Below are 566 nucleotides of genomic sequence, written 5' to 3'. Positions count from 1 at the left end.
GCCACGCCGAGGTGGCCGCGCGCGCCGCCCGCGACCGCGCGCAGCTAGCCGCCGCCGCCCTGGCCGAGGGTGGCAGCGCCGAGCAGCAGGCACGCCAGCGCGTGGAACAGGCGCGCAGCGCGCTGGCCAGGACGAAGATCCACGCCCAGGTCGAAGGCAGCGTGCAGACCCGCAACGTCGAGCCCGGCGACCTGGTGCGCCCGGGCGATACCCTGCTGGAAATCGCCCGCCGGGGCAGCCAGGAGATCCTCCTGCCGCTGGACGAGAAGAGCCTCGCCCCGCTCGCCCTCGGCCAGCGCGCGCAGGTGATCGCCGACGCCTTTCCCGAGCGGGTGCTGGCCGCGCGGGTCGCCTGGCTGGCCCCGGCGGTCGACCCGGCGCGCGGCACCCTCGACGTGCACCTCGAGCTGGCCGAGCCGGCCGGCTTCCTGCGCCAGGGCATGACCGTCTCGGTAAGCATCGAGACCGCGCGCCGCGAGCGCGCCCTGGTGATCGCCAACGACGCCCTGCGCGCGGTCGCCGGCGGGCGCGCCGAGGTGCTGCGCGTGCGCGGCGGCGAGGTCGAG

Annotated in this window: 1 protein-coding gene; it reads left to right on the top strand. The window is 77.4% G+C overall.

Features of this window, described 5'->3' with window-relative positions; all coding sequences use genetic code 11:
• Positions 1–566, top strand: a 566-nt coding sequence (locus E5198_RS21365; RefSeq protein ID WP_136491882.1) for an efflux RND transporter periplasmic adaptor subunit, incomplete at both ends; no start/stop codon positions are given.

The organism is Pseudomonas sp. A-1, assembly GCF_004801855.1.
Classification (GTDB): Bacteria; Pseudomonadota; Gammaproteobacteria; order Pseudomonadales; family Pseudomonadaceae; genus Geopseudomonas.
This window is presented reverse-complemented; position numbering and strand designations above follow the sequence as displayed.